This is a genomic window from Micromonospora sp. NPDC005324, assembly GCF_040607155.1.
In the GTDB taxonomy this organism is placed as follows: domain Bacteria; phylum Actinomycetota; class Actinomycetes; order Mycobacteriales; family Micromonosporaceae; genus Micromonospora; species Micromonospora trifolii.
In genome coordinates this window covers 248,934-275,006 of sequence record NZ_JBEXGE010000005.1, presented here as the reverse complement: position 1 = coordinate 275,006, position 26,073 = coordinate 248,934, and the positions used below count along the sequence as shown (strand labels likewise).

The 26,073-nt window shown below is 73.3% G+C and carries 26 protein-coding genes; 14 read left to right on the top strand and 12 right to left on the bottom strand.

Going from position 1 to position 26,073, the window contains the following annotated elements; genetic code table 11:
- Window positions 1–74 precede the first annotated feature (74 nt).
- The 3 genes from ABZS40_RS07870 to ABZS40_RS07860 form a co-directional block, all read right to left on the bottom strand.
- Window positions 75–1,637 (bottom strand): DNA polymerase Y family protein, encoded by a 1,563-nt coding sequence (locus tag ABZS40_RS07870; protein WP_354942569.1) that lies wholly within the window; start codon window positions 1,635–1,637, stop codon window positions 75–77.
- The gene (locus ABZS40_RS07865; protein WP_328652821.1) at window positions 1,634–2,359 is read right to left on the bottom strand and encodes a hypothetical protein; all 726 of its coding nucleotides are present in this window, start codon (window positions 2,357–2,359) and stop codon (window positions 1,634–1,636) included. Before ABZS40_RS07865 ends, ABZS40_RS07870 begins: the two co-directional genes overlap by 4 nt.
- A 102-nt stretch (window positions 2,360–2,461) precedes the next feature.
- The gene (locus ABZS40_RS07860) at window positions 2,462–2,911 is read right to left on the bottom strand and encodes an SAV_6107 family HEPN domain-containing protein (RefSeq protein ID WP_354942568.1); all 450 of its coding nucleotides are present in this window, start codon (window positions 2,909–2,911) and stop codon (window positions 2,462–2,464) included.
- Window positions 2,912–3,351: 440 nt separating this feature from the next.
- Here ABZS40_RS07860 and ABZS40_RS07855 point away from each other — a divergent pair, with 440 nt between their 5' ends.
- The 6 genes from ABZS40_RS07855 to crtI are packed head-to-tail and all read left to right on the top strand — an operon-like array spanning window position 3,352 to window position 8,618.
- Window positions 3,352–3,840 (top strand): YbaK/EbsC family protein, encoded by a 489-nt coding sequence (locus ABZS40_RS07855; protein ID WP_091407640.1) that lies wholly within the window; start codon window positions 3,352–3,354, stop codon window positions 3,838–3,840.
- Window positions 3,837–4,616, top strand: a complete 780-nt coding sequence (locus ABZS40_RS07850) for a monooxygenase (RefSeq protein ID WP_354942567.1) — start codon at window positions 3,837–3,839, stop codon at window positions 4,614–4,616. Before ABZS40_RS07855 ends, ABZS40_RS07850 begins: the two co-directional genes overlap by 4 nt.
- Window positions 4,613–5,164, top strand: coding sequence for a GNAT family N-acetyltransferase (locus ABZS40_RS07845; RefSeq protein ID WP_354942566.1), 552 nt, complete (start codon window positions 4,613–4,615; stop codon window positions 5,162–5,164). The genes ABZS40_RS07850 and ABZS40_RS07845 overlap by 4 nt, the downstream gene beginning before the upstream one ends.
- Entirely contained in the window at window positions 5,161–5,997 is an 837-nt protein-coding gene (locus ABZS40_RS07840) for a carotenoid biosynthesis protein (protein ID WP_354942565.1), read from the top strand. The genes ABZS40_RS07845 and ABZS40_RS07840 overlap by 4 nt, the downstream gene beginning before the upstream one ends.
- Complete coding sequence (locus ABZS40_RS07835) at window positions 5,994–7,118, top strand: glycosyltransferase family 2 protein (protein ID WP_354942564.1); 1,125 nt, start codon at window positions 5,994–5,996, stop codon at window positions 7,116–7,118. The genes ABZS40_RS07840 and ABZS40_RS07835 overlap by 4 nt, the downstream gene beginning before the upstream one ends.
- A gap of 12 nt (window positions 7,119–7,130) precedes the next feature.
- Window positions 7,131–8,618, top strand: coding sequence for a phytoene desaturase family protein (gene crtI, locus ABZS40_RS07830; protein ID WP_354942563.1), 1,488 nt, complete (start codon window positions 7,131–7,133; stop codon window positions 8,616–8,618).
- A gap of 8 nt (window positions 8,619–8,626) precedes the next feature.
- On the opposite strand, the gene ABZS40_RS07825 is transcribed toward crtI, so the two are convergent.
- Entirely contained in the window at window positions 8,627–9,316 is a 690-nt protein-coding gene (locus tag ABZS40_RS07825; protein WP_112582773.1) for a CDP-alcohol phosphatidyltransferase family protein, read from the bottom strand.
- A gap of 44 nt (window positions 9,317–9,360) precedes the next feature.
- Window positions 9,361–10,278 (bottom strand): methylenetetrahydrofolate reductase [NAD(P)H], encoded by a 918-nt coding sequence (gene metF, locus ABZS40_RS07820; RefSeq protein WP_354942562.1) that lies wholly within the window; start codon window positions 10,276–10,278, stop codon window positions 9,361–9,363.
- A 359-nt stretch (window positions 10,279–10,637) separates the two neighbouring features.
- Here metF and ABZS40_RS07815 point away from each other — a divergent pair, with 359 nt between their 5' ends.
- Together ABZS40_RS07815 and ABZS40_RS07810 are read left to right on the top strand one after the other, a co-directional pair.
- Window positions 10,638–11,027 carry a helix-turn-helix domain-containing protein gene (locus tag ABZS40_RS07815; protein ID WP_354942561.1) on the top strand — a complete coding sequence of 130 codons (390 nt, stop codon included), beginning with the start codon at window positions 10,638–10,640 and terminating at the stop codon, window positions 11,025–11,027.
- 9 nt (window positions 11,028–11,036) lie between these two features.
- Window positions 11,037–12,119 carry a polyprenyl synthetase family protein gene (locus tag ABZS40_RS07810; RefSeq protein WP_354942560.1) on the top strand — a complete coding sequence of 361 codons (1,083 nt, stop codon included), beginning with the start codon at window positions 11,037–11,039 and terminating at the stop codon, window positions 12,117–12,119.
- A 131-nt stretch (window positions 12,120–12,250) separates the two neighbouring features.
- Here the strand turns inward: ABZS40_RS07810 and ABZS40_RS07805 are convergent, their stop codons facing one another.
- Window positions 12,251–12,640, bottom strand: a complete 390-nt coding sequence (locus tag ABZS40_RS07805; protein WP_354942559.1) for an Rv2175c family DNA-binding protein — start codon at window positions 12,638–12,640, stop codon at window positions 12,251–12,253.
- Window positions 12,641–12,828: 188 nt separating this feature from the next.
- Between ABZS40_RS07805 and pknB the strand changes: the two genes are divergently transcribed.
- On the top strand, window positions 12,829–14,817 hold the full coding sequence (gene pknB, locus ABZS40_RS07800; RefSeq protein WP_354942558.1) for a Stk1 family PASTA domain-containing Ser/Thr kinase: 1,989 nt from the start codon (window positions 12,829–12,831) through the stop codon (window positions 14,815–14,817).
- Window positions 14,817–15,686 carry a deoxyribonuclease IV gene (locus ABZS40_RS07795; RefSeq protein ID WP_354942557.1) on the top strand — a complete coding sequence of 290 codons (870 nt, stop codon included), beginning with the start codon at window positions 14,817–14,819 and terminating at the stop codon, window positions 15,684–15,686. Before pknB ends, ABZS40_RS07795 begins: the two co-directional genes overlap by 1 nt.
- Before the next feature lie 155 nt (window positions 15,687–15,841).
- Here the strand turns inward: ABZS40_RS07795 and ABZS40_RS07790 are convergent, their stop codons facing one another.
- From ABZS40_RS07790 to ABZS40_RS07775, 4 genes are all read right to left on the bottom strand, one after another.
- The gene (locus tag ABZS40_RS07790) at window positions 15,842–16,876 is read right to left on the bottom strand and encodes a GntG family PLP-dependent aldolase (RefSeq protein WP_354942556.1); all 1,035 of its coding nucleotides are present in this window, start codon (window positions 16,874–16,876) and stop codon (window positions 15,842–15,844) included.
- Window positions 16,877–16,914: 38 nt separating this feature from the next.
- Complete coding sequence (locus ABZS40_RS07785) at window positions 16,915–18,321, bottom strand: class II 3-deoxy-7-phosphoheptulonate synthase (RefSeq protein ID WP_112725193.1); 1,407 nt, start codon at window positions 18,319–18,321, stop codon at window positions 16,915–16,917.
- An 87-nt stretch (window positions 18,322–18,408) separates the two neighbouring features.
- Window positions 18,409–18,915, bottom strand: a complete 507-nt coding sequence (locus ABZS40_RS07780) for a nuclear transport factor 2 family protein (protein ID WP_354942555.1) — start codon at window positions 18,913–18,915, stop codon at window positions 18,409–18,411.
- Between the two features lie 181 nt (window positions 18,916–19,096).
- Entirely contained in the window at window positions 19,097–20,722 is a 1,626-nt protein-coding gene (locus ABZS40_RS07775; protein ID WP_354942554.1) for a glycosyl hydrolase family 18 protein, read from the bottom strand.
- Between the two features lie 169 nt (window positions 20,723–20,891).
- Here ABZS40_RS07775 and ABZS40_RS07770 point away from each other — a divergent pair, with 169 nt between their 5' ends.
- Together ABZS40_RS07770 and ABZS40_RS07765 are read left to right on the top strand one after the other, a co-directional pair.
- A complete protein-coding gene (locus ABZS40_RS07770; RefSeq protein ID WP_354942553.1) occupies window positions 20,892–21,383 on the top strand; it encodes a glutathione peroxidase in 492 nt (163 codons plus the stop codon).
- Between the two features lie 283 nt (window positions 21,384–21,666).
- Window positions 21,667–22,341, top strand: coding sequence for an NADPH-dependent F420 reductase (locus tag ABZS40_RS07765; RefSeq protein ID WP_354942552.1), 675 nt, complete (start codon window positions 21,667–21,669; stop codon window positions 22,339–22,341).
- Between the two features lie 28 nt (window positions 22,342–22,369).
- Here ABZS40_RS07765 and ABZS40_RS07760 read toward each other — a convergent pair whose 3' ends face one another.
- The gene (locus ABZS40_RS07760) at window positions 22,370–23,962 is read right to left on the bottom strand and encodes a glycosyltransferase 87 family protein (protein ID WP_354942551.1); all 1,593 of its coding nucleotides are present in this window, start codon (window positions 23,960–23,962) and stop codon (window positions 22,370–22,372) included.
- A gap of 183 nt (window positions 23,963–24,145) precedes the next feature.
- Between ABZS40_RS07760 and ABZS40_RS07755 the strand changes: the two genes are divergently transcribed.
- Both ABZS40_RS07755 and ABZS40_RS07750 read left to right on the top strand, forming a co-directional pair.
- Window positions 24,146–25,015 carry a DUF4397 domain-containing protein gene (locus ABZS40_RS07755; protein WP_354942550.1) on the top strand — a complete coding sequence of 290 codons (870 nt, stop codon included), beginning with the start codon at window positions 24,146–24,148 and terminating at the stop codon, window positions 25,013–25,015.
- Window positions 25,012–25,689: a class F sortase gene (locus tag ABZS40_RS07750; protein WP_354942549.1), complete on the top strand. Its 678-nt coding sequence runs from the start codon at window positions 25,012–25,014 to the stop codon at window positions 25,687–25,689. The genes ABZS40_RS07755 and ABZS40_RS07750 overlap by 4 nt, the downstream gene beginning before the upstream one ends.
- 1 nt (window position 25,690) lies before the next feature.
- Here the strand turns inward: ABZS40_RS07750 and ABZS40_RS07745 are convergent, their stop codons facing one another.
- Window positions 25,691–26,041: a DUF2203 domain-containing protein gene (locus ABZS40_RS07745; protein ID WP_036412622.1), complete on the bottom strand. Its 351-nt coding sequence runs from the start codon at window positions 26,039–26,041 to the stop codon at window positions 25,691–25,693.
- Window positions 26,042–26,073: the final 32 nt, after the last annotated feature.

Below are 26,073 nucleotides of genomic sequence, written 5' to 3'. Positions count from 1 at the left end.
TCATCACGCTCATCGCGACATCTGTTCCCCGGCCAGCGCGGAGCCAGCCGACGCCGGGCAGGGATCGACCTGACTTAGTCATAGATCGCCTCCACCAACCACTGCCCCGACTCCACGGCCAGCAGCAGGGCAGCACCGTCGGCCAGGCTGACCTGGAACCGGGCCCGGCGGCGGGCCTCCGCCGGCGCCCACCAGCGCTCGTCCACCGGCCACGGCCCGGCCCAACCCACGATCTCCGCTGGCTGACCGGTGCCGACCACCAGTCGGGCGGGCGCGGCGCTCACCGCCAACCGCGCGCTGATCACCACCGGCTCGCCAGCGGCGTCATGCACCGTCGCGGCGAGCGGACTGGGCAGCACCACGGCGGGCGCGGGCGGCGGCAGCCGGCCCGGCCACGGCGGAGCTTCGGGCCGGGCCGGGACGCGTTCGTCGCCCCACGGCACCAGTCGTACCTGGTCGGCTGGGGAGCGCCCTCCACCGAGCACCGCGGTGACCACCGCTTCCGGGCCGAGGATGCCCTGCACCCGGCTCAACGCCCGGTGCGCGCGTTCCCGCTCCTCGCCGGTCTCCCCCCAGAGGCCGGCTTGGAGACCGGCCTGGGCGATCACCCCGTCCGGGATCAGTCGCAGCCGGATGATGCCGGCCGTCGGTCGGGCCGGTCGGGCACCGGCGCGGCCGTTGCTGCCGGAGAGCCACCCGTCGAGCTGCCAGCGCACCCGGTCGGCGATGGCCGCGGCGGTGAGCAGGCCATCGTGCCGCCACACCCGGTGCAGCTCCTGCCCGTGCTCGGTGACCGCCTCGATGCCGAGCCGGGTGCAGGCCAACCCGTGCCCGGCCAGCCGTTCGTGCAGCCGCTCGGCCAGCGCCCGGGCCACGAACGCCGCCGCGTCGACCCGGTCGATCGGCTCGTCGTGCTCGGCGGTCACCGTCAGGTCGGCCGGCGGCTGCCGGACGGCGAGTGGGCGGTGGTCCCGCCCGGCGGCCAGCCGGTGGGCCAGCGCACCGTCGAACCCGAACCGGGCCAGCACGTTGCCGGCCGGAAGAGCGGCGAAGTCGCCGAGGGTGCGCACCCCCAGCCGGCGCAGCAGGTCGGCCAGCGCCGACCGGCCGAGCGCCTCGACCGGCAACCCGGCCAGGAACTCCGGTGTCCCGCCCGGTGCCACCACCTGGCCGGCGCGAGCGGCCAACCCGGCCGCGAACACCCCGTCGGCGATGCCGACCTGGCTCTCCACCAGGCACGACTGGGCCACGTGCTCGATGATCCGCTCGGCGGCCGCCTCCTCGCCGCCGAGGTAACGGCCCGGCCCCCGGGCGGCCACCGCGCAGGCACCCGGACGGACCACCTCGACGCCGGCGACCAACTCCTCCACAGCGGCGACCACCGGCTCGAACGCCCGGGCGTCCCGGCCGGGGTCGTACTCCACGACGGTGAGCTGCGGGCAGCGACCCTGCGCCTCCCGCTTGCGCAGCCCTCGACGCACCCCCTCGGCGCGGGCCCGCTCGGAGCAGGCGACCACCCGGTTGGCGTGCAGCACGGCGACCGGGCCGGTGGCCGGCACCCCGTCGACGATCTCGGCGGCGAGCACCGGCCAGTCCGGGCACCACAGCAGCAGCGTGCGCGCCGGCGCGCCGGTCACCCCCGACCGACCAGGGCGAGTGGCGCGGCCGATCGGCCCACCGGCGACGGCAGCGTACGAGGGATCACCCGGGTCAGCTCGTCACCCGGGAGCCAGACCTTGATCTCCTTGGGTCGGGCGGCCGCCCCGCGCCCGCGCGCCGAGACGGTGATCTCCCGGCGGCGCAACCGCCCCCGGCCCAGCCCGAGCCCCTCCCAGACTCCCCGGACCACCTGCAGCGTCACGTCCGCGCCGTCCCACCTGCCGTACGGGACGAGCACGCTGCCGCGCTGCCGGGCCCGAGCGGCCAACCGGGTGGCGACCGAGGCGGAGACCGAGGCCGGCACTGTGGTGACCACGACGTCCACCCCGTCGATCAGCGCGGCGACCACTGTGGCCCACTCGGGGCCGGGGTTCGGCACCAGGGCCAGCCGGTCCAGGGCGATGCCCAGCTCAGCGGCCGCGCCCGCCCCGAACGTCGGCACCCCGACCACGGCGCACCACGAGCCGGCCCGGGACGCCTCGGCGAGCAGGGCCAGCATCAGCGAGGTGCCACCGCTGCGGCGGGGCTGGCCGGCGGCGACAGCGATGGTGCTGCCCCGGCGCAGGCCCCGGTTGGGCAGCAGACCGGTCAGCTCGGACACCACCGGCAGCACCCGGTGCCCACCGACCGGGTCGGGCGCGCTCGCCGGGCGCACCAGATCGGCCAGCGCGGCGGAACCGACCACCATGCGGCCCGCCATTGGACCAACTCCCCCGTCGTTGCTGTGGATCAGATCAGGACCGGCACGCCGTGCCGCCGGCCGCCCGGCTCCCCCCACGAGGCGGCCGGTGGCACGGCGGGATCAGGCGGCGAGGCCGTCCAGGGCCGGTTGGTGGGCCACGCCGAGCGCGGTTTCCACCACCGAGACGAACTGTTCGGCGGCGCGGAGCAGGTCGTCGGCCTCCCGGGCGCTGACCACCCGGGGGATGCCGGCCTCGGCGGCGGCGCGCTTGCTGGCCCCTGCGGCGAAGAACCGGGACCACTCGTCGAGCTCCGGAGCGACGGCGCAGAGGAGGACCCAGACGCTGGTGATCCGGTTGCGTCGACTCGGCGCGGGTCGGGCCCGGGCGGCGAGCAGGGCCGCCGCCGCGCGCAGGGCGGCCAGGTGGGCAGCCGCGTAGCGCAGGCCGTCAGGTCGGGTCTGGCCGGCCTCGACCAGCCCACGGCGGGCCAACGTGAGGAGCTGGGCGGGGGTGCGGTGCGGCAGCACGTGCGCCGGCACCGTCGGTGCCTGAGCCGGGTTGGTCGGCATGGATGTCTCTCCTCCACATGGCCGAGACGTCACTGCGGCGGCTGATGCCACCGACGAGACGCCGAGGTCGGGGTGGTGCGGAGGAAGACGCACCGGGTGTGGCCGGCCGGGTGTGGATGCTTCCCCACACCCGGCCGGCGGACCGGCGGGTGCGTCGCCCGCCGCCCGGGGGTCGTGGGCGGCGGGCGACGCTCCTGCCTGTTGGGACCAGGCTCGCGACTGCCCGGAAACCCAGGTGCGGCCCGCGGAGCCGCACCGCCCGGAGGTGGCGCCGCGAAACGCCGCGCTCCGGCTGGTTGGAACGGGCGTTCGAGGCAATCGAACACTCGTTCTAACTGCTGCTGACAGTACACCTCCCCTCCGACGAAAATGCAACGTGTGACGCGCCGAGCGTGCCGGCCGACTGAACCGGCCACCAACGCACCGGGAAGAATGGCGGAATGCAGCCACACCCGAACGTACGGGCGGTGCAGGACGCGCTCACCGCCGCCGGCACGCTCGACGGCGCCGGTGAGCCCAGCATGGTCCGTCTGCTGCCCGACGCGGTGCACACCGCCGCAGCGGCCGCCGAGGCGCTCGATGTCGAGGTCGGCCAGATCGCCAACTCACTGATCTTCGACGCGGACGACACACCGCTGCTCGTCCTCACCTCCGGCGCGCACCGGGTCGACACCGCCGGCCTGGCGGCATCGATCGGCGTCACCCGACTGCGTCGGGCCACCCCGGAGTTCGTCCGGGCCCACACCGGGCAGCCGATCGGCGGGGTCGCCCCACTCGGGCACCCGCACCCACTGCGCACCCTGGTGGACACGGCGCTGGCGGCGTACCCGGAGATCTGGGCCGCGGGTGGCGTACCCCAGGCGGTCTTTCCGACCACCTACCCCGAGCTGTTACGGGTCACCGCCGGCACCCCGGCCGAGGTGGCGTGAGCGAGCGGAGCGAGCGAACCAGCAGGCCCAGCGGCGACGCGCTCGCGCCGCCGGAGCTGGTCACGCTGCACGTGTGGCGGACCTCCCACGGCGCGCTGCCCCGGGCGCTGACCCGGATGGCGGTGGACCCCCGCCGGCTGCGGGCCCTTCCGGGCGTCCGGTTCGGCAAGCTGCTGGGCACCGGGACCGGCACCGACTTCGGGCCACGGGACGCCGACCTGACCCGGTGGGCGGCGCTGACCGTCTGGGATTCTCCCGCCGCGGCGGCCGGCTTCGACGACTCGTCGGTCGGGCGGGCCTGGGCGCGCATCGCCCACGCCCAGGCGCGCATCGACCTACGCCCGCTGACCAGCCGGGGCGAGTGGTCCGGCCGGCGGCCGTTCGGCGACCCGTCGGGCGGTCGGGTCACCGGCCCGGTGCTGGCGCTGACCCGGGCCCGGTTGCGGGCCCGCCGGGCGGCCACCTTCTGGCGGGCGATCCCGCCGGTGGCCGCCGCCCTGCGCGACGCGCCCGGCCTGCTGGCCCGGTTCGGGGTCGGAGAGGCCCCGTTGGGTTGGCAGGGCACCGTGAGCGTGTGGCGCGACCCGACGGACCTGGTGGCGTTCGCGTACCGTCACCCGGAGCATCGGGCGGCGATCATGCGAACCCCCACCGCGGGCTGGTACGCCGAGGAGCTGTTCGCCCGGTTCGAGGTACGCGACGTGGTCGGCGACCGGTCGGTGCTCGGGTGGGTCGCCGACGGCGGCCCGGAGACGGTGAAGGGTGGACGGGCATGAGGTTGGTGCGCTGGACGCCGGACGATCTCGTCCGGCGGCTGGACGACGTGGTGGCCGTCTACGGCGAGGCGATGGGATACCGCACCGATCTGCTGGAGGCCCGGCGCGGTTACATCGCCACCCACGTCCGCCGGCCGGGTTTCCGGGCGGTCGCCAGCCTGACCAGCGAGGGTCGCCTCGCCGGCTTCGGCTACGGCTACCTGGGCGCCTCCGGTCAGTGGTGGCACGACCAGGTGCAGCGCGCGCTGGACGCCCCGACTCGCACGCGCTGGCTCACCCACTGCTTCGAGGTGGTCGAACTGCACGTCCGGCCACCGGCGCAGGGGCACGGCCTGGGCACCGGTCAGCTGCGCGCGCTGCTGGGCATGGCGGAGGGCGACACCACGCTGCTGTCCACCCCGGAGGCCGACGAGCAGACCTCGCGGGCCTGGCGGTTGTACCGACGGTTCGGCTTCGTCGACGTGCTGCGCGACTTCCACTTCCCCGGCGACGAACGACCGTTCGGCGTCCTCGGTCGGGATCTGCCGCTCGAGCCACCGGCGTCATGACCCGGCGGATCTCCTGGACGCTGCTGGCCGTCCTGGTGCTCGCCCAGATCTGCTACCCGCTCACCACCGGCGCCACCAGGGCCGGGCTCACAGTGGCCACCGTCGTCCTCGGTTGGCTGCTCTCGGTCGGCCACGCGCTGCTCAGCCGGGGTCCACGGGTGGCGGCGGCGCTGGTCGCGGTGGCCACCGGCGGCGGGTTCGCGATCGAGGCGATCGGGGTGGCCACCGGCGTGCCGTTCGGCAGCTACGACTACTCCGGAGAGCTGGGCCCCAAGCTGGCCGGCGTGCCATTGATCATTCCGCTGGCCTGGACCTGGATGGCCTGGCCGGCCTGGCTGGCAGCGGTCCGGCTGACCGGCGGCAGCGGGCCGACGGTGGGTCGATGGGTGGGGCGGATCGCGCTGGCCACTGTGGGGCTGGCCGCCTGGGACCTCTTCCTCGACCCGCAGATGGTGGCCGAGGGCTACTGGGTCTGGCGCGACGCCACCCCGGCCCTGCCCGGCCTGGCCGGCATCCCGGTCAGCAACTACCTGGGCTGGCTGCTCTTCGCGGTGCTGATGATGAGCGCGCTGCGCCCGCTGGCCGGGCCGGCCGCCGAGCACACCGACCGGCGGGACCACCCGATGGTCGCGCTCTACCTGTGGACGTACTTCTCCAGCATCCTGGCCCACGCCGTCTTCCTCGACCTGCCCGCCTCGGCGCTCTGGGGCGCCGCCGGCATGTCGGTGACCGCCGTACCCCTGGCAGTGACCCTCCTGCGTGCCCGCCGGGGCGGTGACCCCGGTCGGGAGGCCCACCAGCCACACCGCCCCGGCGTCGACGCGACCCGATGACCATCCTGCTCGTCCTGCTGATCGCCGTCGCCGCGTTGACAGGGCACACCTGGCTCAACGCCACCCGGTGGCTGCGCCGACCCACCGACCGGCCCGACGACGTCGACGAGCCGGTCACCGTGCTGCTGCCGCTGCGAGACGAGGCCACCCGGGTCACGCCCTGCCTGCGCGCCCTGCTGGCCCAGAGCGGCGTACCCGGGCTGCGCGTCATGGTCCTCGACGACGGGTCCACCGACGGCACCGCCGACGTGGTCCGCGCGGTGGCCGGCGACGACCCCCGGGTCACACTGCTCACCGGGGTCGCCCCGCCGCCGGGCTGGCTGGGCAAGCCGCACGCCTGCTGGCAGCTGGCCACCCGGGCCGACCCGGACGCCACGGCGCTGGTCTTCGTCGACGCCGACGTGGTGCTCGCCCCGCACGCCGTGGCCGCCGCCGTCACCGAGTTGCGCGCCGCCCGGGTGACGCTGCTGTCGCCGTACCCCCGGATCGTGGTGGCGACGGCCGGCGACCGGTTGGTGCAGCCGTTGTTGCAGTGGCTCTGGCTGACCTTCCTGCCGCTGCGCGCGATGGAGCGCTCGCCGCGGCCGTCGCTGGCCGCGGCGGGCGGGCAGTTCCTGGTGGTGGACCGGGCCGGCTACACCGCCGCCGGCGGGCACGCCGCGGTCGCCGACAGGATCCTGGAGGACGTCGAGCTGGCCCGGGCGGTCAAGCGGGCCGGCGGGCGGATCGCCCTGGCCGACGGCTCCCGCCTGGCGACCTGCCGGATGTACGACGACTGGCCGCAACTGCGCGACGGGTACTCGAAGTCGCTCTGGGCGTCGTTCGGACACCCGGGCGCGGCGGCAGCCGTGGTTACGGCGCTGCTGCTGCTCTACACCGCACCACCGCTGATCGCGCTGGGGTTCGCCTCGACAGCTCCCCGGGTGTCAGTGGTTGCGCTCATCGCATACCTGCTGGGCGTGGCCGGACGGGTGCTCACCGCCCGCGCGACCGGTGGCCGGTGGTGGCCCGACGCGCTCGCACACCCCGTGTCGGTCGTGGTCCTCGGTTGGCTGACCCTACGGTCGTACCATCTGCGAAAGCGACGCCGCCTGACCTGGCGGGGCCGCCCGGTCAGCTAGGGAGGACGCGGCATGGCGCGGATCGTGGTCGTCGGCGCCGGGGTGGGTGGCCTCGCCACCGCCGCCCGGCTGGCCGCTACCGGGCACCAGGTGACCGTCTTCGAGCGGGCCGACACGGTCGGCGGCAAGCTCGGCCGGTACGCGCACGACACCCCGGCCGGGTCGTTCCACTTCGACACCGGGCCGAGCCTGCTCACCCTGCCCGAGGTCTTCCACGACCTGTTCGAGGCGACCGGGGCGAAGCTCGACGAATACCTGGACCTGGTCGGACTGGACCCGATCGTCCGGCACGTCTTCGCCGACGGTGGCCCGACCCTGGACTCGTGCGCCGACCCGGTGGAGTTCACCGCTCGGATCGGGGCCGCGTTCGGCGACCGGGCGGCAGCCGACTGGCAGCGGCTGTGGCGCCGGGCGGCGCGGGTGTGGCAGGCCTCCTCGCGGGACATCCTGCGCCGTACCGTCGACTCTCCCCGCGACCTCGCGTCGCTGGCCTGGCGCGTCGGCGACCTGGCCGCCATCGCCCCGGGTCGCAGTCTGCGCGGCCTGGGCCGCCGGCACCTGTCCGACCCACGGCTGCGGATGATGCTGGACCGGTACGCGACCTACACCGGCGCCGACCCACGTCGGGCACCTGCGGCGCTGGTCGCGGTCCCGTACGCCGAGCTGGCCTTCGGCGGCTGGTACCTGCGCGGCGGGCTGGGCACGCTCGCCGACGCGCTGCTGACCCGCTGCCTGGACCTCGGCGTGGTCGTGCAGACCGACGCCACTGTCACCCGGATCGACGCCACCGGGGGCCGGGTGCACGGGGTACGCCTCGCCGGCGTCACCGCCCCGGTGCCCGCCGACGTGGTGGTGGCCAACGTGGACGCGCTCACCGTCTACCGTGACCTGCTGCCGCACCCGCGTCGGCTGGCCGGGCTGACCGACCGCAGCCTCGCCGGCTTCGTGCTGCTGCTCGGAGTCTCCGGCAGCACCGGGCTGGCCCACCACAACGTCTTCTTCCCGGACGACTACGACGCCGAGTTCGACGCGGTCTTCGGTGACCCCGGGCGCGGCGTACGGGCCCGGCTGGCGGCCGACCCGGCGGTGTTCGTCACAGTGGCCGACGACCCGATGGTCCGCCCAGCCGGACACGAGGCATGGTTCGTGCTGGTCAACGCCGCTCGGCAGGGCACCGCGACGGGCGCTGTCGACTGGCGACGCCCGGGGCTGGCCGACGCGTACGCCGACCGGATCCTGGACGTGCTGGCGCGCCGCGGGGTGGACGTGCGCGACCGCCTGCTGTTCCGCGAGATCCGCACCCCCGCCGATCTGGACGTGGCGACCGGCGCGCCAGGTGGCTCGATCTACGGCACCGCCGGTGGGCTGCTCCGCCCCGCCAACCGGGGCCCGGCGAACGGGCTGTGGCTGGTGGGCGGCTCCACCCACCCGGGCGGCGGGTTGCCGATGGTGACCCTCTCCGCGCAGATCGTCGCCGACGAGATCGGCCCCGCCTGGTAGGGGCTGGTTCAGTCGGCGTCGAGCAGTGCGCGGCGGATGCTGGAGAGCAGTTGCCCCAGACCGAAACCGGCCAGCAGCACCCAGACCGCGGTCGCCATGGTGATGGTGCCGGCGGCCAGGTCCGGCTCGATCAGCCCGGCCAGCCCGGCGACCAGCAAGCCGGCCAGCGCCACCGAGACCCGGGTGGGGCGTTCGCCCACTGTCACCGCGCCGATCTCCCGCATGCCGGCGGCGACCGCCCGCGCCCGGACGTACTCGTGCAACCAGGACAGCGCGCCACCCGCGACGACCAGCCCACCCGGCGCGCCCACCAGCCAGAACGCCAGCAGCCACGCCACCTCACCGAGCCGGTCGGCGACCGAGTCGTAGACGTAGCCGAGCCGGGTGGTGCGGCCGGTGGCGACCGCCACCGCACCGTCCACGCTGTCCGCCACGGCGGCGAGCAGCACGAACAGCGCGCCGAGGAACGGCCCGTCCCCCGGCCGGCCCACCAGCAACGGTACGCAGAAGCAGAGCAGCACCCCGGCCACTGTGACCGCCGTGGGGCTGACCCGCAGCCGACCCAGCACATATCCGACGTGGTACGCGAATCGCAGCCAGGCGCGCACCACCGGCGCCGCGACCCGAGGGTCGAACCCGCCGTGCAACCGCGCCCACGCCGTGGCGTACTGATCCCAGTTCAGCTGTGTGCCCACCACGGATCAACCGTCGTGCCGGGCAACAGGTGTCGCAGACGCAGCGTTCACACGCGGGCGCCGGCCTTCAGGTTCTGCCAGACCTCGCGGGTCGCGGTGGAGCGGTTGAGGGTGATGAAGTGGATTCCGGGCACGCCCTCGTCCAGCAGTCGGCGGCACATCTCGCTGGCCTGCTCGATGCCGAGCCGGCGGACGGCGTCCGGATCGTCGGCGACGCGTTCGAAGCGGGCCGCCAACGCCGGGGGGAACGGCGCACCGGACAGCTGCACGGAGCGCTCGATGGTGCTGAACTGGGTCACCGGCATCACGCCGGCCAGGATAGGGGTGTCACAGCCGGCAGCGGCCACCCGGTCCCGTAGCCGCAGGTAGTCGTCGGCGTCGAAGAACATCTGCGTGACCGCGAACTCCGCGCCGGCCCGACACTTGCGGACGAACTGGGCGGTGTCGCTGGCCACGTCGGGCGAGCGGGGGTGCTTGTACGGGAAGGCGGCCACGCCGACGCTGAAGTCGCCGGCGTCGCGCACCAGCCGGACCAGGTCCTCGGCGTAGTCCACGCCCTCGGGGTGGCGGATCCACTCACCGCCCGGGTTGCCCGGGGGGTCGCCACGAACGGCCAGCACGTTGCGCACCCCCACCCCGGCGAGCCGGCCGACCACGTGCCGCAACTCGGCGACGGAGTGGTTGACCGCGGTGAGGTGGGCCATCGGCAGCAGGGTGGTCTCGGTGGCGATCCGCTCGGTCACCGCCACTGTGGTGTCCCGGGTCGAGCCGCCGGCGCCGTACGTGATCGACACGAACGACGGGCGCAGCGACTCCAACTCGCGGATGGCCTGCCAGAGCAGTTGCTCCCCCGCCTCGGTCTTGGGCGGGAAGAACTCGAACGAGAAGGTCGGCTGGTGCCCACGGATGAGCTCCCCGATCGCCGGCTGCGGATTGGGGAGTGTCGAGGGAAGACCGAGCGCCACGACCCGACTCTAGCGGTCGATGGCACCAGGACCCAGGCCCTTCCCACCCAGCGGCCGGTGCCGCCCGGTTCGCCCGACCCGGTAAGCGGTGTCACACCGCGCCCGCGCGCGCCCCTGGGCGGTGTCCGGCGTGAGCCGGTGGGCGGTGTCGCGGCGCGCGCCCCTGGGCGGTGTCGCGGCGCGCGCACCGACCCGACGGGCGGAAAGGCGTCGTACCTCCGAGGTAGGAAGGGACGGTGCGGGAGGGGCGGCGGGGGTGGCCCGGGTCCCGCGCGGGGGTCAGTAACCGAGCGGTGACGCCGGTCCCGTCCGGTCGGGCGGGTGGGTCGTCACCGCGCCGACGCCCGCCAGGAGGACAGATGATCCCGCCCGCATCGCCGCGCCCCGCGCAGCTCGGGCCGTTGCTGGCCCGGTGCCGACTGGCCCGTGGCTGGAGCCAGCAGCGAGCCGCCGCCGAGTTGTGTGCCGCCGCCGGGGTGCCGACGCTGAGTCGGCACGAGGTTTCCCGGTGGGAACGACAGCGTCGCGTGCCGGGCGGGTTCTGGCTCGGCTGGCTCGCCGTCGTCCTGGACGTACCGCTGGTGGTGCTCGCCGAGGCCGCCGCGGCCACCCGTCGGGCCGGCTCGACGCGGGCCACCGGGCCGGGCCGCGCTGCGGCGACCGGCGCGCGACCGGCCGGGCGGACAGGCCCCGGCCGCACCGGCGGGACTACGCGTGGCGGTGGAGCACGGGCAGGGACGACCGGCTAGCGTCGGTGCGTGACCCACGCTGCTCCCGTGTCCCCCGTCGACCGCGCCGGCCTGCGGCAGCGGGTCGACAAGGCTCTCACCGAGTTCCTGGCCGGCCAACGGGTCCGGCTCGCCGCCGTGGACGACACGCTGGGCCCGGTGGCCGAGGCGATCGAGGCGTTCGTGCTCGGCGGCGGCAAGCGGCTGCGTCCCGCATTCGCGTACTGGGGGTTCCGGGGGGCCGGCGGGCTGGACGCCGACCAGGTGGTGACCGCCCTGGCCGCGCTGGAGTTCGTCCAGGCCAGCGCCCTGATCCACGACGACCTGATGGACCGTTCCGACACCCGTCGCGGCGAGCCCGCGGTACACCGACGGTTCGCCACCCGGCACCGGGAGGCCGGCTGGGGCGGCGACCCGGACGGTTTCGGCGACGCCGCGGCCATCCTGCTCGGTGACCTGTGCCTGGTCTGGTCCGACGAGCTGCTGCACTCCGCCGGCCTGGACCTGTGGTCGTTGGCCCGGGCCCGGCCGGTCTTCGACGAGATGCGCACCGAGGTCACCGTCGGGCAGTACCTCGACGTGCTGACGCAGGTCACCGGGGACACCTCGGTGGAAAGGGCCAGCAAGGTCGCCCGGTACAAGTCCGCGAAGTACACCGTCGAGCGTCCGATGCTGCTCGGCGCCGCGCTGGCCGACGCGCCGGAGGAGGTACGGACGGCCTACTCGGCGTACGGGCTGCCGCTGGGCGAGGCGTTCCAGCTCCGCGACGACGTGCTGGGGGTCTTCGGCGACCCGGCGCTGACCGGCAAACCGGCCGGGGACGACCTGCGCGAGGGCAAGCGCACCTATCTGGTGGCGGCGGCCGTGGAGGCCACCGACGACGCGGGCCGCGAGCTGCTGCTCGGCCGGCTCGGAGACCCGGAGTTGGACGAGCAGGGGGTGGCCCGGCTCCGCGAGGTGATCTCGGGGAGCGGGGCGCTGGCCCGTACCGAACAGCGGATCGTCACACTCACCGACGCCGCCCTGGCCGCCCTGACCGCCGTCGACCTGGACACCGAGGCTCGCCAGGCCCTGGTCGACCTGGCCATAGCCGCAACCCGCCGATCCGACTAACCCCACCCCGGCCCGGCCCCGCCGCCTGCGCGTTGATCATCAAGTTATTGCCTATGCGCTCGGCTTGTCGTGGCACTAACTTCATGATCAACGGGAACTGGCGGGCCTGGGGGTGGGGGTGGGGCCGGGAGTCAGAAGCCTTGGGCTTGGGCTCGGCGTTTCACCTCGCGGGCCTGGTCGCCGGAGAGGGCGGCGGCTGGGGTGCCGCCGGGGAGGGTGTCGTCCGGCTCATAGAGCCAGCGCAGGACAGCCTCGTCGTCGTAGCCGTTGTCGGCGAGCAGATTGAGCACGCCGGGTAGGTGCTTGAGCACTGTCTGGTTGGCAACCAGATCCGCTGGGATCCGGCGGACGCCGTCGCGGCGGACCGCCAACAGCTCCCGGTCGCGGATCATCTGGTGCACCTTGCTGATCGACACGTCGAGGCGTTCGGCAACGTCGGGCAGGGTCAACCAGCCGGCCGGATCGGTGGGGCCGGCGAGCTCCAGGCCGGGCGCGGCCTGGTCGGGTACGGGTTCGGTCACCCGACCACCCTGCCACGCCGCCGCCGCGACGAGCCACCGGCACCCCGGGCGACCCGTCGGCACCCACTCTGATGAGCGTCGCTGACCAGCGAATAAGGGGCGGGAAGCGCGGCGGGACGGACCGGTTCGGCGTACGGCTGTAGCATCCTGTTCATCCTTCACCCCCTGGACACATAGACTGCCTGCCGATGGACACTCAGGTCGCCGACACGTTGCTGGGCTCGCTGATCGACGGGCGCTACCGCATTCGCGGTCGCGTGGCCCGTGGTGGCATGGCGACCGTGTACACCGCCACCGACGAACGCCTCGAGCGCACCGTCGCTGTCAAGATCATTCACCCGACCCAGGCCAGCGAGGCACGGGCCCGGATCGCCAACTTCGTGGCCCGGTTCACCGACGAGGCGAAGACCATCGCCCGGCTGACCCACCCCAACGTGGTGGCGGTCTACGACCAGGGCACACACGCCGGCCTGCCGTACCTGGTGATGGAGTACGTCCGGGGCCGCACACTGCGTGACGTGCTGGCCGAGCGACGCCGGCTCAACCCGGACGAGGCGCTGGCCATCGCCGAGCAGATGCTCGCCGCGATCGCCGCCGCGCACCGGGCCGGCCTCGTGCACCGCGACGTCAAACCGGAGAACGTGCTGGTCGCTGAGGCGCCTACCGGTGGCGTCGCCAACCTGGTCGACAGCGTCGTGAAGGTGGCCGACTTCGGGCTGGCCCGGGCGGTCGAGGCGAGCGCCGACGAGGAGCAGGGCAACCAACTGATGGCCACCGTGGCGTACGTCGCCCCGGAGCTGGTCACCGAGGGCCGCGCCGATCCGCGCACCGACGTCTACTCGGCCGGCATCGTGCTGTTCGAGATGCTCACCGGCCGGGTGCCGTACGACGGGGACCGCCCGGTGGACGTGGCCTGGCAGCACGTCGACCGGGACGTGCCGGCGCCCTCGACGCTGGTGCCGGGCCTGCCGTCGGTCCTCGACGACCTGGTGCAGCGGGCCACCCGGCGTGATCCGGGCGCGCGGCCGGCGGACGCCGGCGCGTTGTTGGCCGAGGTGCAGGTGGCCCGGGATCGTCTGGGCGACGCCAACAGCCACACCGCCGTACTCCGCCCGGTCAGCGACGAACCGTCGCTCTCCCAGCCGACCATGATGGTCGCGACGGTCCAGCCGCCCAACCGCCCGTCGTGGGCACGACTGCCCGAGGGGGCCAGCAGCCAGGGTCCGGGGCGACGTCGGGCCGCCCCGGAGCCGGCGGAGGGCCTGGGCGCCCGGCTCGCCGCGCTGCGCAGGGCGGCGCTGGGCAACCCCCGTGGCCGGCTGGCCGTCGCTGCCGTGGTGGTGACGCTGGGCCTGGTGGCCGCGATCGGGGGTTGGTGGTTCGGCGTCGGCCGCTACACGGACGCGCCGCAGCTGGTGAGCCTGAGCAAGGCCGAGGCGCAGGCGCGGGCCGACCGCTCCGGGCTTCTCCTCACGTACGCTGAGCCGCGCTTCGACGAGAAGGCCCCGAAGGACAGCGTGCTGGAGCAGAGCCCGGCGTCCGCTGCCAAGATCGTCAAGGGTGGCACTGTCACTCTGACCCTCTCTCTCGGCCCGGAGCGTTTCCCCGTACCGGATGTGATCGGCAAGGAGTTCGAGCTCGCCGAGGCGGACCTGCTCAACGTGAAGCTGGTGGTGGCCAAAGGCACCCCCCGTTACGACGACAGCCTGCCGGCCGGGGTCGTGGTGGACAGCTCCCCCAAGGTGGGCACCGAGGTCAAACCCGGCGCGAAGGTCACCCTCATTCTGAGCCGGGGCAGGGCGCCGGTGACGGTGCCGAACCTGGTCGGCAAGAGCCTCACCGACGCCCGCACGGCCCTGGCCCAGCTCAACCTGGTGCTCAAGGAGACCTACAAGGACTCCGACAAGCCGAGGGACGAGGTCCTCGGGCAGAGCCCGGCCGATGGCGCCGGCGTGGAGAAGGGCACCGAGGTCAAGCTGGACGTCAGCAAGGGGCCACCGCTGGTCGCCATGCCGCGGGTGATCGACCTGCCCTGCCAGCAGGCCAAGCAGGCGTTGGAGGGCCAGGGCTTCCCGGTGACGATGGCGATCAACCCGAACGCCGTGGTCCGGATCCAGATCCCGGGCGAGAATTCGCAGGTGGCACCCGGCACCCCGGTCACCCTGACGTGCTTCTGATGCCGACGATCTCCGTGCGGCCGGTGGGCGCGCACACTCCGACCTCGGGTGGGCTGGCGAAGGCTGCCCTGCCGTACGCCGACGCGACCGGTGCGCAGGTGGTGCAGGTCTACGTCTCCAACTCGCGAGGCTGGGCACTGCCCGCCGGCGACCCGGTGCAGGACGCGCTGTTCCGCGACGGTTGCGCCGAGCGGGGCATTCCCGCGTTCATCCACGCCGCGCTGCTGGTCAACCTGGGCTCGCCCACCCCGGCCACTGTCGAGAAGTCGGCCGAGACGCTGGCGCACGCGCTGCGCCGGGGTGTGGCGATCGGCGCGCGCGGGGTGGTGTTCCACGCGGGCAGTTCGGTGGACGAGGGGCACGCCGAAGGGGCGATGCGACAGGTCCGCGAGGTGTTGCTGCCGCTGCTCGACCGGACTGCCGACGCCGGCGGGCCGATGTTGCTGGTCGAGCCGAGCGCCGGCGGTGGCCGGTCACTGGCCTCCCGGGTGGAGCAGCTCGGGCCCTACCTGGACGCGGTGGACGGGCACCCCATGCTCGGGGTCTGCTTCGACACCTGCCACGCCTGGGCGGCCGGCCACGACCTGGCGGCCGAGGGCGGCATGACGGCGACCCTGGACACCCTGGTGGCCACCGTCGGTGCGGACCGGCTGCGGCTGGTTCACGCCAACGACTCGAAGGACCTGTGCGGTTCCACCCGGGATCGGCACGAGAACATCGGCAAGGGCAGCATCGGCGAGCCCGCCTTCGCCGAGCTGATGGCCCACCCAGCGACCGCCGGCGTCCCGATCGTCGTGGAAACCCCCAGCGAGAAGCATGTAGGCCACGCCGCCGACATCACCACCCTCACCCGCCTGTCCCACCCCTGAACCACACCCCTTGCGCGCTCCTCCTCCCGGCGTCCCCGACTCGCCTCGTTGATCATGAAGTTATTGCCATGACACGCCGATCCGAGCGGCAATAACTTCATGATCAACGGAGGCGGGCGGTGGGGTGGACGGGCCCGGTCGGGGTGGGGTGGGGTCTAGGGGGCGGCGAGGATTCGGGGTAGGGCTGTCAGGGCGCGGTCGATGTCCGCGTCGCTGACGCCCAGGTGGGTGACCAGGCGGGCGGTACGGGGGCCGAGCACCGAGATCAGTACGCCCTCGGCCCGCGCCGCTGCGGCCAGGGCCCGCGCGTCCAGTGGGTGCTTGGTGAGATCCAGCGCGACCAGATTCGTACGGACCGTGGTGGCCAGCACACCGAACGGCGCAACCGCCTCGGCGAGCCGGGCCGCCTTCGCGTGGTCGTCGGCCAGCCGGTCGATGTGCTGCGCGAGCGCGTAGCGACCGGCGGCGGCGAGAATGCCGGCCTGGCGCATGCCACCGCCCATCCGCTTGCGGATCAGCCGGGCACGTTCGATCTTCTCCGCGCTGCCCACCACCAGCGAACCGACCGGCGCGCCGAGACCCTTCGAGAGGCACACCGACAGCGTGTCGAAGAGCCGGCCGTACTCGACCAGCGGCACCCGGTCGGCGACGTGCGCGTGCCAGATCCGGGCGCCGTCACAGTGCAGCGCGACGCCCGCCTCGTCGGCGACCCCGCGCAGATCCCGCAGGGTCGCCAGCGGAATCACACCGCCACCGCCCCGGTTGTGGGTCTGCTCGACGGCGATCGCGCGGGTGGGGACGGCGAAGTAGCCGTCCGGCCGGATCATCCCGGCCACCACCTCCGGGTCGATGTCCGCGCCCACCGCGGGCCAGGTCCGCGAGGAGATCCCGCCGTACGCGGCCGCGGCGCCGATCTCGTACGTGACCACGTGCGCGTCGGCGTCGCAGAGCAACTCGTCGCCGGGCGACACCAGCAGTTGCAGGGCGATCTGGTTCGCCATCGACCCACTCGGGGCGAACAGCGCCGCCTCGTGCCCGAACAGCGCGGCGACCTCGGCCTCCAACGCGTTGACGCTCGGGTCCTCGCCGTAGACGTCGTCACCGACCTCGGCGGTGGCCATCGCCTCCCGCATCCCGGCGGTGGGTCGGGTCACCGTGTCGGACCGCAGGTCCACGAACAGATCAGGCACTGTCATCCTCTCGGCTGGCGACTGCGGGGCGCGCAAGCTCAGCCACGCAGCATCTCCGCTACGAGGAACGCCAACTCCAACGACTGCTGGGTGTTCAGTCGTGGGTCGCAGGCGGTCTCGTACCGGTCGGGCAGGTCGAGGTCCTCGATCCCCTGGGCGCCGCCGAGGCACTCGGTGACGTCCTCGCCGGTCAACTCGACGTGCAGGCCACCGGGGTGGGTGTCCAGCCCCCGGTGCACCTCGAAGTAGCCGAGCACCTCGTCGACGATGCGGTCGAAGTGCCGGGTCTTGTAGCCGTTGGACGACTCGTGCGTGTTGCCGTGCATCGGGTCGCACTGCCAGACAACCTTGGCCCCGGCGGCGGTGACCTTGGCGACGATCGGCGGCAGCGCGTCGCGTACCCGATGGTTGCCCATCCGGCTGATCAGGGTGAGCCGGCCGGGGATGTTGTCCGGGTTGAGCTTCTCGCACAACTCGATCGCCTCGTCCGGGGAGGTGGTCGGGCCGAGCTTGACCCCGATCGGGTTGGCGATCCGGGAGATGAAGTCGATGTGCGCCCCGCTGATCTGCCGGGTGCGCTCGCCGATCCAGAGGAAGTGCCCGGAGAGCCCGTACGCCCGACGGTCGGAGACCCGGGTGAGCGCCCGGTCGTACTCCAGGGCGAGGGCCTCGTGGGAGCAGTAGAGCGTGACGGTGCGCAGCGCCTCGTCGTCGGTCATGCCGCAGGCCCGGATGAAGGCCAGCGCCCTGTCGATCTCCCGGGCGATCGCCTCGTAACGCTCCCCCGCCGGAGAGTTCTTCACGAAGCCCTTGTTCCAGTCGTGCACGGCGTGCAGGTCGGCGAGCCCTCCGGCGAGGTACGCCCGGAGCATGTTCATCGCCGCCGCCGAGTTGGCGTACGCCCGGATCATGCGCTGCGGATCGGCGACCCGGGCGGCCGGGTCGGCCTCCAGCGAGTTGATCATGTCGCCGCGGTACGCGGGCAGACCGCGGGCGTCGGTCGGCAGCGAGCGGGGCTTCGTGTACTGCCCGGCGACCCGGGCGACCTTGACCACCGGCAGCGACGCGCCGTAGGTGAGCACGATCGCCATCTGGAGCAGGGTGCGGGCGTTTGCCAACAGGTGGCTCTCGGTGTTGTCCACGAACGTCTCGGCGCAGTCACCGCCCTGCAACAGGAACGCCTTGCCCTCGCAGACCAGGGCGAGCTTCTGCCGGAGCTGGTCCACCTCGTAGGGCGCGACGACCGACGGCACGGTGTCGAGGACCTTGCAGACCGCTGCCACTGCCGCCGGGTCGGACCACGGCGGGACCTGCTCGCGGGGCAGCTCCCGCCAACGGTCCAGACCGAGCGCGGCGTCCTCGGCGGAGTCGACGGTCGGTCGGCTGGTCTGTAGGCCCGGGCTGCCCACCGCGGGATGGCTCAGCTGATGCCACTCATGGCGCATGACAGAAAGCGTACGGCGACGGTCGGGGTGGCCGGGCGGCGAGGGGGACGGTTCCGGCAGATGGGAGATCAATCTGCCGGGCGCTGGTCAGGACGCGGGGGTGGGGGCGACGCCGGTCGGCGTCGGGGCGACCGGCGCGCCCGGCGCTTCGGCGGCGATGCACCAGTCGCTGCCGTCGCGGGTGACGGTGAAGACCAGCGGCCGGGTGACGGTGCGCTTGCCGACGGCGACCGAGACCGAGACGCGGACCTCCTGCCCGAGCGGACCGGACCGGACGTCGGTGATGGCCGCCTCCGGCACCTGGAAGTGGTCGGCGAAGTCACCGTTGGGGCCGGTGGCACCCAGGTCGAAGCCGTCGTGCAGCAGAGCGCAGAGCTGGCTGCGGCCGGCGGCGACGTCCTTGGCCGCCATCGCGTCGAGGTACGCCTGCACGCGCTCACGGGAGCGGGTGGCGGCCTCCTCGGCGGGGGCTCGGGCCGGCTTGGCGGCGGACTTCTCCTCGTCCTTGTCGCCGATTCCGCAGCCGACCAGGGCAACCGGCAGCAGCACCAGCCCGGCGGCGGTCGCCGCCAGCCTGCGGTGGGTCGGGCGCATGATCACCTCCGTCGGCGGTGAGATCGAGACGTGCCGAGCCGCGAGTCTGCCACATCCAACTGACCGAGCCCAACGGCGGCGGCCCGGCCGACGCTGGGCGTCGACCGGGCCGCTGTGTCACGGGCGGGAAGGGACGGTGCGGGCCCCTTCCCGCCGTGTGGGTGGTGCGTCGGCCCTCGGCTCAGCCGAGACCGCCCTTGATGGCGCCGATGAGCTCGCCGTTGCTCGTGTCACCGGAGAGCTCCCAGAAGAACGCGCCACCGAGGCCCTGGTTGTTCGCGTACGTCATCTTGCCGTTGATGGTCGACGGGGTGTCGTAGCTCCACCAGTTGCTGCCGCACTTGGCGTACGCGGTGCCGGCGATCGTGCCGGTGGCCGGGCAGGTGTTCTTGAGGACCTTGTAGTCCTCGATGCCGGCCTCGTAGGTGCCCGGCGCCGCGCCGGTGGCGCTGCCACCCGGAGCGGCCTGGGTGACACCGGTCCAGCCCCGACCGTAGAAGCCGATGCCGAGCAGCAGCTTGTTGGCCGGGACGCCCTTGCTCTTGAGCTTCTGGATCGCCGCGTCGGAGTTGAAGCCCTGCTGCGGGATGCCGGTGTACGAGGTGAGCGGTGAGTGCGGTGCCGTCGGACCCTGGGCGGCGAATGCGCCGAAGTAGTCGTAGGTCATCGGCATCAGCCAGTTGAGGTTGCCGATGGCACCGGCGTAGTCGGTGGCGTCGATCTTGCCGCCGTTGCTGCCGTCCGCGGTGATGGCGGCGGTGACCAGGGCACTGGACCCGAACTTCGACCGCAACGCGCTGATCACGTTCTTGAAGGCGTTCGGGCCGCTGCTGTCACAGCTCAGACCGCAGGCGTTGGGGTATTCCCAGTCGACGTCGATGCCGTCGAAGACGTCCGCCCAGCGCGGGTCCTCGACCAGGTTGTAGCAGCTCTCGGCGAACGCGGCCGGGTTCTGCGCGGCCTGGGTGAAACCGCCGGACCAGGTCCAGCCACCGAACGACCAGATCACCTTGAGGTGCGGGTTCAGCTGCTTGAGCTTGCGCAGCTGGTTGAAGCTGCCGCGCAGCGGCTGGTCCCACGTGTCGGCGACGCCGTCCACGCTCTCCGCCGCGGTGTACGCCTTCTCGTAGTCGGCGTAGCTGTCACCGATGGCGCAACGACCGCCGGTGGTGTTGCCGAAGGCGTACAGGATGTGGGTCAGCTTGGCGGCCGAGCCGCTGGTCTGGATGTTCTTGACGTGGTAATTGCGCCCGTAGACGCCCCACTCGGCGAAGTAGCCGACGATCTTCTTGCCACCCGGGTTCGGCGGGTTGGTGGTCGGCGGTGGCGTGGTGGGCGGAGGGGTGGTGGGCGGCGTCGTCGTCGGTGGGGTCGTGGTCGGCGGAGTGGTGGTCGGCGGGGTCGTCCCGCCGCCGCACGCGGCACCGTTGATGGTGCAGTTCAGCGGTGCCTTGTAGGCGCCGCTGCCGTTGTAGCCCCAGCTGAACGAGGCGCCGGGGGCGATGCCGCCGGCCCAGCTCTTCTTGACCGCGACGTAGTGGTTGCCGCTGCTGGTGACGTCGGCGTCCCACGCGCTGCTGATGGTGGTGCCCGACGGCAGGTCGAACTCGATGCGCCAGGTGGTGACCGTGGCGCTCGAACCGTTGGTGACGGTCACCCTCGTCTCGTGACCGGTCCCCCAGTCCTGCGCCTTGGTGAAGGTGGTGGTGACCGTGCCGGCGCCGAACGCGGTGGTCACCGGCACCGCTGCGACGGTCACGGCGACCACGGCACCGGCCCAGAGGGCCCGGCGGAGCGATCTTTTCATGAGGCGTCTCCCGAACTGTTAGGAAACTTTCCAAAAGAGATGGTGAGACGGTACTCACGGCGTCATCAGTTCGTCAAGATGTGAATGTTTCGATTTCTCCTGGTGCACGGAGTGCACACGCTGCGCCCACCCCGGGTGGACGCCGGGGGCCGGCGCGTAGCCTCGGCCCATGACCGTCTTCGACATCCCGATCGACGCCCTCAACGGCGGCCCCGCCGACCTGGCCCGCTACCGCGGCAAGGCGTTGCTGGTCGTCAACGTGGCCTCGCGCTGTGGCCTCACCCCGCAGTACGCCGGCCTCCAGACGCTCGCCGACTCCTACGCCGACCGTGGCCTGGTGGTGCTCGGGGTGCCGTGCAACCAGTTCGCCGGGCAGGAGCCGGGCAGCGCCGCCGAGATCAGCGACTTCTGCCAGGTCAACTACGGTGTCACTTTCCCGCTGACCGAGAAGGTCGACGTCAACGGCCCCGACCGGCACCCGCTCTACGCCGCGCTCGTCGGCACACCGGACACCGACGGGCACACCGGAGACGTGCGCTGGAACTTCGAGAAGTTCCTGGTGGCCCCGGACGGCTCGGTCGCCGCCCGCTTCGCCCCCACTGTCGAGCCCGACTCCGACGACCTGCGCGTAGCCGTCGAGAAGGCCCTCCCCACCTCCTGACGGCCCCGAGCGCTCCACGGCACCGGTGCCGCAGGACGACCGTCGCCCCGCCGTCGACCGCTCGCCCGAACCGCTCGTCACCGGAGAGTGGCACGTCCCGGAGAGCCGGTCGGCGACCCGCGTGAGCAGTACGTTGTGGAGGGCGGGCTCGCGGCGCAACCAGGCGCCCGCCGCGACGGCGAAGGTCGCGAGCAGCCTGCGCCACTACCCGGCAGCGGGCAAGCGGAATAACCCACCATTCTGGTCGGGAATGCGTCGTGGGTGAACGAGGTTGGGAACGAGCATGACAACTGTGGGACTGATCGGCAGTGGCAACATCGGCGGCACCCTGGCCCGGCTGGCGGTCGACGCCGGCTACGACGTGGTGCTGAGCAACTCGCGGGGCCCGGAGACCCTCACCGACCTGGTGGAAACCCTGGGCGAGCACGCCAGCGCCGGCACCACGCAGGACGCGGCACAGGTCGGTGACCTGGTGGTCGTCAGCGTGCCGCTGAAGGCGTACCGCGCGGTGCCCGTGGAACCGCTGGCCGGCAAGGTCGTCATCGACACCAACAACTACTACGCGCAGCGCGATGGCACCTTCCCGGAGTTGGACTCCGGCGAGACCACCAGCAGTGAGCTACTCCAGCGCCGCCTGCCGGACTCGCGGGTGGTCAAGGTCTTCAACAACATCAACTTCAAGGGTCTGGCCGCGCTCCCCCGCCCGACCGGCGCCGCCGACCGCAGCGCCCTCGCGATCGCCGGTGACGACGCCGCCGCGAAGGCCGAGGTGACCGCCTTCCTGGACCGGATCGGCTACGACGCGGTGGACGTCGGCCCGCTGGCCGAGGGGTGGCGCTACCAGCCGGACACCCCGGCGTACGGCACGCTCTACTCGGCCAGCCCGACTGACTGGGAGCACCCGGCCCCGGGCGACGCCGCGAAGGTGCGCGCCGCCGTGGCCGCCGCCACCCGCTGAGCAAGGCCGCCGTCCTCCCCGCGATCGCCTACCGGGTGGTGGTGCGGAGGGCGGCGGCGAGTTCGTCGTCGTAGCTGACGATCGGCCGCCCGTCCGAGGCGTACGCGACGAGCCGGCCGTGGGCCATCGTCGCGGACCGGAACGAGAAGGTACGCAAACCCGGGTACGCGGCGAGCAGCGGGATGGCCCGGGGTGCCCCACCCGGGGCGGAGTAGTACTCCAGGCGGGTCACCTGCGGGGAAACCACGCCGTTGACCCGGACCTTGGTCTTCTCGGCCCGGGTGCCGAAGGTGACGGGCGCGTCGGTGGCGTATTCGGCGCATTCGGCCGGGCCACGGCAGACGAAGAAGTATCGCGGGTTGACCACGTCGTCGAGGCTGTACGCCTTGAAGGTGGGGTCGGCCCCGGCCGGCAGCGGCTGCACGGCGAAGAACGCGACCGCCACCGAGGCGGTGACGCCCACCCGGAGCCAGGCACGGCCGGCGGCCGGTCGTCTCTGGGCGGCGATGGCGACACCGCCGAAGCCGACAAGGCACAGGAGGCAGACCCCGACGGCACGGGCGTTCTCGAAGAGGAACTGCACCCCCGGCCGCGTCGAGACGGGGCTGAGCACCGCGCCCAACGAGACGACCATGGCGGCGAGCAGCGCCGCGCCGGCGGCCCGCTGGGTGACGCCGGACGCGCCGATCAGCAGCATCGCGGCGAGCACCGGCCACACCTGGTGGTGGGTCCAGGACACCGGGGACGCGGCCACTGTGGCGCAGCCGACGAGCACGGCGGCGTGCCCGGGGCGACCCTGCCTCGTCAACTGTCGGGCCCGCAGCAGTGCCGCCGCGCAGGTCAGTGCCACCATGCCGGCCCAGAGCACTGGCAGCGCCGTCTCGTCGACGCCGACGCGCAGCAACATTCCGTGCAGGGACTGGTTGCCCAACGAGGACAGATTGCCGATGCGCGAGGTCTGTCGCACGGTCTCGGTCCAGTAGGCCCAGCTCTCCTGGGGCAACACGATCGCGGCGAGCCCCGCGCAGGCCACGAAGGTGGCCGCCGACCGGCCGGCGTCACGGTAGCGCCCGACGGCGAGGAAGTAGACCACGAACAGCAGCGGGGTGAGCTTGATCGCCGCGGCCACCCCGACCAGCGTCCCGCGCAGTCGGGGTGGGACGACGCCCAGCCCGTCGAGCAGGGCCATCAGCACGATGAAGATGCTGACCTGCCCGAAGCGCAGGTTGCTCTGCACCGGCGCGGAGAGCATCAGCATGGTGGCCGCCAGCGCCACGACGAGCGGGCGCCGAGATCGTCGGGTGGTCAGCGCGACACCGACCGACCCGGCGATGGCGACGACCGCGGCGCACGTCGTCACCAGCCAGATCCCCTGGAGTACGCCCTCGCTGACGGCGGTGATCGGCCACAGCACGAGGGCGGCGAACGGCGGATAGGTGAACGGACCGCCGTTCTCCGCGACATATCCGTACAGCGGCTTGCCGGCGCGCAGGTCGGACAGCGCGCCGTAGTAGATGTGCAGGTCGGAGAGGCGATCCGGCCGATGCAGGACGAGCACACCGGACACCAGCGCGACGACGACGAAGGCCGCCCACGCCAGCGCCACCCGGCGATCCCGCATCGCCCGAGAATAGGCGACCACGGCGGTCCGCGACGGCCCCGTAACCGCAGACGCAGGGCTCCCTCCGCGATCGGTGGCGACGGCCGGCAAAAACATCGTTGTGGCAACTTGCGCCACAGTCCTGTTAACGGGACCCTGTTCTCTGGGTTGCTGCCCGCTCACCGAACGTGCCCCGGAGGCGACATGCACACGCTCCGTACCGTGCCCCGCCGGCTTCTGGCCGGCTCCGGCGCGCTCCTGCTCGGCACCGCCCTCGCCACCGCCGCCATTCCGATTCCGGCCAACGCCGCGGCCGGCGCGGACACCGTCGGATACGTCCGGCTCGCGCACCTCTCCCCGGACACCCCGGCGGTGGACGTCTACCTGGCCGCGCCGGGCGCGGCGAAGCCGCAGGTCTTTCCCGGTGTCGGTTACGGCGTGGTCTCCGACTACCTCGAACTCGCGCCGGGCCGGTACGCGGTGGCCATGCGCGAGGCCGGCGCCCCCGCCAGCGACCCCCCGGTGCTGACCACCGAGGTCGCGGTGACCAGCGGCGACGCCTTCACTGTGGCCGGTGTCGGCCGGCACGCCGACCTCGGCCTGCGGGTGCTCAACGACGATCTCAGCGCCCCCACCGACGGGCGCGCCAAGGTGCGGGTCGTGCAGGCGTCGGTGCGGACCCCGGTGCTCGACGTGGCCGCCGCCGACGGCCCGATGATCGCCGACGGAGTGCAGTTCGCCACCACTACCGACTACCAGCAGGTCGAGCCGGGCAGTTGGCGGCTGAAGCTGACGGGTGCCGGCGGGCCGAGCACCGACGCCGAGGTGCGGCTCACCGGCGGCGCGGTCTACTCGCTGCTGGTACTCGACGCGAAACAGGGCGGGCTCACCGCCGAGCTGCGCCGCGACGCCGAGGGCGGCACCGTCGTCCCGGCCGGCGGGGTGGACACCGGCGCCGGTGGCACCGCCGGGGCCGGGCTCGACGCGTACCCACTGGTGGCCGGCGGTCTGGCCGCGGCGGCCGGCGCGGTGGTCCTGCTGCTCTGGCGTCGGCGGCGGCGCACCACCTGGTGAGCGCCGGGCCGGACCCGTCGATCCGGCGGCACCGTGACCGCCGGATACCGCTGGCCGCGCTGGTCGCGGCCGGCGCGGCGGTCTGCCTGGCCGTCGGCACCGGGGTCGGGCTGGCCGCCACCGGCCCGCCACCGCCGATGGCGCGCTGGCACCCCGGCTGCGGCGACGACTGCCCGTCGGTGGCCGCCGCGCCCACGCCACACGGTCCACCCACGCGGGTACGCGTACCGCGCATCGACGTCGACTCACCGCTCACCGTGCTGGGTCTGGACCGCGCCGGCGCGCTGATCCCGCCGACCGACTTCCACACAGCTGGCTGGTACGGCGGCGGCCCGGCCCCGGGCGACACCGGCCCGGCCGTACTCGCCGGGCATCTGGACTCACGACGCGGCCCGGCGGTCTTCGCCCGGCTCGGCGAGCTACGGCCCGGGGACCTCGTGGAGGTGTGGCGCGGCGGGCAGCGGTTGCCGTTCCGGGTGACCGGGTCGCTGCGTACCCGCAAGGACCAGTTTCCGACAGCAGTGGTCTACGGTCCGACGCCCGGGGCGGAGCTGCGCCTGGTCACCTGCGGGGGCGACTTCGACCGGCGGCGGAGCCACTACGTCGACAACGTGGTGGTGTTCGCGGTGACCGAGGCCCGCGACCCGGTCCTGCCGACGTCCGCGGCAGGCTGAGTCAGAGGGGGCGGCGGCCGGCGAAGCCGCACTCGGCGCGGTGGTACCAGCGCACGTCGGAGTCGCCCTCCAGCCAGCACCAGAGCACGGCGCGGCCGGCCCGCTCGCCGGGAAAGTCGAGCAGCACGGGGGCGATGCCCTTGACCTGGATGTCGTGCTGGTGCAGCTCGTCGACGACGGCGTGCAGCCGAGCCTCCAGCGCCTTGACCTCGGCCAGCCCGCCGAGCGCGCTCACGCCGTGGTCGGCCAGGTCAGCGCGCAACTCGGCCAGGTCGGCCCGGACCCGGATCAACTCGTCGACGCGCGGTTGCAGGGTGGCCACCAGGTGCCGGGCCTGGGCAAGTGTGAACACCGGGCCAGTATGCGGCACGCTTGGCCCCGCGA